Source organism: Stenotrophomonas sp. Sm10, assembly GCF_030985515.1.
Lineage (GTDB): Bacteria > Pseudomonadota > Gammaproteobacteria > Xanthomonadales > Xanthomonadaceae > Stenotrophomonas > Stenotrophomonas hibiscicola.
On sequence record NZ_JAPTFO010000170.1, the window covers coordinates 1 to 2,395 of the forward strand.

The window sequence follows — 2,395 nt, forward strand, 5'->3', positions numbered from 1 at the left end:
GACGAACCACAGGTCGCCGTCAAAGGCGACCTGCTGGGTGGCCAGCGGCCGACTGTAGAGCCGTCCGTCGACGCCGGTGGTGGTGAACATGGCCACCTCCACATCCTTGATCAGTTCGGCCAGCTGGTTGACGTGTTCGGCACGGGTGTCGGCCATGTGGGGGACTCCATCGGAATGAGCCCCCATCAGACCGGGCACGGCCGCAACAGCCCGTGACGCACTTGTTCAGCCCGCGTGGCGGGCGTGCCAGGCCTGCATGGTCAGTTCGAACGAGCGCAAGCGCGCGCGGTGATCGTACAGGTTGGCGGTGAGCATCAGCTCGTCGGGCCTGTGCCGTTCGACAAACGCGGCGATGCCCTCCCCGACCTGCTGCGGATCGCCCAGCACGGTGCAGGCCAGCGCCCGCTCCACCCCCAGTTTTTCGTGCGGCTCCCAGAAGGACTCGATGTCGTCGATCGGTGCCGGAATCTTGCCCGGCCGGCCACGACGCAGGTTGACGAAACTCTGCTGCTGGCTGGTGAAAAGGCGGCGCGACTCCGCCTCGCTGTCGCTGGCAACGACGTTCAGGGCCAGCATCGCGTGCGGCTGCTTCAGCGTCGCCGAGGGGCGGAACTCGCGGCGGTAGACAGCAAGGGCTTCGTCCATCGCGTCGGGTGCGAAGTGCGAGGCGAACGCATACGGCAGGCCCATCGACGCGGCCATGCGCGCGCCGAACAGGCTGGAACCGAGGATCCAGGTCGGTACCCGCAGGCCGCCACCTGGAACGGCCTGCACCGCCTGCCCCGGCTGAACCGGCTCGAAGTAGTGCAGCAGCTCGCGCACGTCCTGTGGGAACTGGTCCGCGCTGTCGAAGTAGCGGCGCAATGCACGCGCGGTCGGCTGGTCAGTACCCGGTGCGCGGCCCAGGCCCAGGTCGATCCGGTCCGGATACAGCGAGGCCAGCGTGCCGAACTGCTCGGCCACCTGCAGCGGGGCATGGTTGGGCAGCATGATGCCGCCGGCACCGACCCGGATGCGCCGGGTACCGCCGGCGACATGGCCGATCAGCACGGCGGTGGCCGCACTGGCGATGCCGGGCATGTTGTGGTGTTCGGCCAGCCAGTAGCGGCGGTAGCCCAGCGCATCGGCGTGCTGGGCCAGTTCCAGCATGTTGGCAAAGGCGGTGGTGGTGTCACTGCCCTCGCAGACCGGGGCCAGGTCAAGGATCGACAACGGGATCATCAGGCGTTTTTCCGTCACAGGATCCCCATGCATGGGGACGACCCGGCGCAGCGGCCAGTGCCGGTGGCGGGATGCTGATTCCCGCAGCGCGGGTCCACGACTGGCTGCGCTTGATCCGGTAGAGCCGGCCGCTGGCCGGCAGGCAACGTGCCCTGGCAGCCGGCCAGCGGCCGGCTCTACCGGGGAATCGACATCCCGGCTTAGAACGCGCTGGGGCGCGGATCAGGCAACGGCTGGTCGACCATCGGCTTCAGTTCCGCATCCAGCGCAATGCGCTCATCGAACACGAAGCAGCGGCCTTCGTAGCCTTCGCCGCCCACTTCCTCGAAGTAGCCGAGGATGCCACCGTCCAGCTGCAGCACGTTGTCCATGCCGTCGTTGACCATCCACAGCGCCGCCTTCTCGCAGCGGATGCCGCCGGTGCAGAAACTGACCACGGTGCTGTCCTTCAGTGCTTCGCGGTGCGGCGCCAGCGCCTCCGGCAGGTCGGTGAACTTGTGGATGGGCAACACCAGCGCATCCTTGAAGGTGCCGTACTCCACTTCCTGCAGATTGCGCGTGTCGAGCATTACCACCGGCTTGCCGGCATCGTCATGCCCCTGCCGCAGCCAGCGCTGCACGGTGGCCGGATCCACCGCCGGCGCACGCGGATAGTCCAGCGGCTGGCCGTCATCACGGCGGAAGCTGATGATCTCGTCCTTCACCTTGGCCTTCAGCCGGGCGAACGGCTGGTGCTCGCTGAAGCTGGTCTTGACCCGCATATCGGCAAAGCGCGCGTCAGAGCGCAGCGCTGCGTAGAAACCCTCGACCGCCTCTGGCGCACCCGCCAGGAACAGGTTCAGCCCCTCGCCCGCCACCAGGATCGTGCCGCGCAGCTGTGCCGCCTCGGCACGCGCCAGCAGCTGGTCACACAGGGCCTGGGGAGCGTCGATGACGGCGAAATGGTAGGCAGCGGTATTGGCGATCATCCCGCCATTTTAGCGCCTCCCGCCCGCACAGACAGATTCAGGGGTCAGTGCCCTCTGCGCAGCAGAGGGATCCGACCCCAAGCCCGGCAGACACCCGGAATCTGTCAGGGGTGGGGCGGTGTGGGCAGGCGGGGGCGCAGAGCGCCATGGATGGCGCTCTACGAGGCACGCAGGAGCAGCGTTTGCCGTCCCCCGCCTCCCCACAC

The 2,395-nt window shown here is 67.9% G+C and carries 3 protein-coding genes; all 3 read right to left on the reverse strand.

Annotated features, from left to right (window positions below; all coding sequences use genetic code 11):
- The coding region (locus O0J15_RS20770; protein WP_308306245.1) for a pyridoxamine 5'-phosphate oxidase family protein at nucleotides 1-156 on the reverse strand (156 nt) is incomplete at its 3' end.
- A 69-nt stretch (nucleotides 157-225) separates the two neighbouring features.
- Complete coding sequence (locus tag O0J15_RS20775) at nucleotides 226-1,221, reverse strand: LLM class flavin-dependent oxidoreductase (protein ID WP_308306244.1); 996 nt, start codon at nucleotides 1,219-1,221, stop codon at nucleotides 226-228.
- Nucleotides 1,222-1,421: 200 nt separating this feature from the next.
- A complete protein-coding gene (locus O0J15_RS20780; RefSeq protein WP_019658894.1) occupies nucleotides 1,422-2,189 on the reverse strand; it encodes a sulfurtransferase in 768 nt (255 codons plus the stop codon).
- Nucleotides 2,190-2,395 lie beyond the last annotated feature (206 nt).

Excerpts from the sequence above, each read along its gene's own strand:
- O0J15_RS20775 (WP_308306244.1), bottom strand. The coding sequence starts at position 1,221 with ATGATCCCGTTGTCGATCCTTGACCTGGCCCCGGTCTGCGAGGGCAGT.
- O0J15_RS20780 (WP_019658894.1), bottom strand. The coding sequence starts at position 2,189 with ATGATCGCCAATACCGCTGCCTACCATTTCGCCGTCATCGACGCTCCC.